Source organism: Paraburkholderia sp. BR14320 (genome assembly GCF_040948665.1).
In the GTDB taxonomy this organism is placed as follows: Bacteria; Pseudomonadota; Gammaproteobacteria; order Burkholderiales; family Burkholderiaceae; genus Paraburkholderia; species Paraburkholderia youngii.
In genome coordinates, this window is record NZ_JBFPKG010000168.1 from 1 (window position 1) to 2036 (window position 2036).

General features: G+C 62.5%; 2 protein-coding genes. Both read left to right on the plus strand.

Features of this window, described 5'->3' with window-relative positions; translation table 11 throughout:
• The first annotated feature begins 365 nt into the window (after positions 1-365).
• The gene (locus AB3X89_RS39550) at positions 366-1436 is read left to right on the plus strand and encodes a DNA-binding protein (protein WP_368587977.1); all 1071 of its coding nucleotides are present in this window, start codon (positions 366-368) and stop codon (positions 1434-1436) included.
• Positions 1437-1552: 116 nt separating this feature from the next.
• Positions 1553-2036, plus strand: a 484-nt coding sequence (locus AB3X89_RS39555; protein WP_368587978.1) for an FMN-dependent NADH-azoreductase, incomplete at its 3' end; no start/stop codon positions are given.

A 2036-nucleotide genomic window follows, 5' to 3' on the forward strand; every position in this document is an offset into this window, starting at 1 on the left:
CCAACGACGCCTACGGCAAGCGGGCGTCCACGGCGTAAGCACCTTATTCCTTAGTCGAATAGGTTTTTCTGACTTCATAACCATAAAGCTTATGATAGCAATTTGACCGGATCTTGGCCGGACGCCTGCTGCCGTTTCGGCGCGCACGGCCACTACACATTGACACCAAGTCTTCAGCCCACAGGACTTTCCAAGTCGCGGGCCGGTGAAGTGGCGTTGTGAACCTCAGCGCTGCGGTGTCCCGGGCGGCAGATCCTACACACGACATTATAGTACTAATGTCGTGTGTAGGATGCGTCTATGTAGCATTCCATGCATTTTACGTTGTATTATCGACGCATCAACATTTCTTGGCCGCTTCCACCATGACCCTCGAAGCCGACATCGAAGTCGTCCGTCAAAACGCGTCCGATACGCAGACGCTTTATCGTGAGGTCTGCGCGTTGCTGTTTTTCCGCTACGGCGAAACGCCGACCGCCAATCGGCTGTATCAATTAGTCCGCAAAGGCAGCATGAGCGCGCCGGCCAAGGCGTTGCGCGATTTCTGGACCGACGTGCGCGACAAAACGCGTGTCGACGTCGGCCGTCCGGATTTGCCGCCCGAGGTCGCAGCGGCAGCCGGCGACTTCGCGGCGCAGATGTGGCGTCTGTCCAGCGACGCCGCGAACGCCGCGCTGGACGTGTTCAGGCAGGACGCCGACGCCCAGATCGCCGCGGCGCAAGAACAGGCCGAGCAACGGGACAGGCAGCGTCAGGAAGCCGTCGACCGAGCCGAGCAGTCGGCCAACGACGCCGCGACCCTGCGCGCGCGGCTAGCCGGCCTCGAGGCGCGCATCGTCGAACTGCAGACGGCCAACGACATGCTGACGTCGCAACTGACGGCATCGAAGGAAGAAATCGCGGCAGGCGCCGCCGCGCTCGCCGATGCCCGCCGCGATTTCGCCGACGAACTCGCGAAGCTGCGCCGCTCGCACGAGCAGAACGAGCAGCGGCTCGCCGCGGCGGAAAAGCGCGCATTACTCGAAATCGAAGGAGAACGTGCGGCGGCGCAACGTCTGCGCAAGGAGCTTCAGGCGAGTCACGAACGGGCGGCGACGCTCGAAGCCGAATCGCGAACCGAGCGCGACGCGCTGCGGGACGAGCTGGCCGCATCGAAGGCGGAACTGGCTGCCTCGGTTGCACGGCACGCGGAGACCCGCGGGCAGCTTGCGGAAAAGGACGCGTTGCTGGCCGAACGCGTGGCTGCGGCCGACCTGTTGCGCCAGCGTATCGACACGCTGTCGCGGCAGATCGAGACGGCGCGAACAGAAAAAACGTCCGCGCGCCCTGCCCGCCGCGCCCGCGAAAAATCGCCCGCGCAAGGCCGCGCAGTGGCGGGTTTCTCAGGCGGACCGTTCGTCAAACGCTCGGCCAGCGCTAAATCACACGAGTCGTAACAACGCGCAAAAGCGGCACAAGCGGCTACCTTGAATTCGACAAAACCGGTTATTCCACCAAGCCAGTCGACCGTTTAACCTGAGCTCACGTTAAACCCACCGCAAGGACGGCCCTCATGAAAATCTTGCACGTCGACGCCAGCGCGAAGCGCGAGCGATCCAATTCCCGCGCGCTCGCCCGCTATTTTCTCGAGCGTCTGCGCGAAGAGCGCGTCGAGTTCGACGTCGACTATCTGGACGTGACAGTCGACACACCACCGCACGTCTCCGAAGCGTTCGCGATCGCCACCTACACCGCCGCGCAAGAGCGCACGCCGGCGATGAAAGCGACGCTGGCGTCATCGGATGCGCTGTGCGCACGCCTGCTCGCCGCCGACGCGCTGGTGTTCGCCATGCCGATGTACAACTGGTCGATGCCCTCGGCGTTCAAGGCGTTCATCGACAGCGTCACGCGGACCGGCGTGACCTACCTGGGCGTCCGGCCAAGATCCGGTCAAATTGCTATCATAAGCTTTATGGTTATGAAGTCAGAAAAACCTATTCGACTAAGGAATAAGGTGCTTACGCCGTGGACGCCCGCTTGCCGTAGGCGTCGTTGGT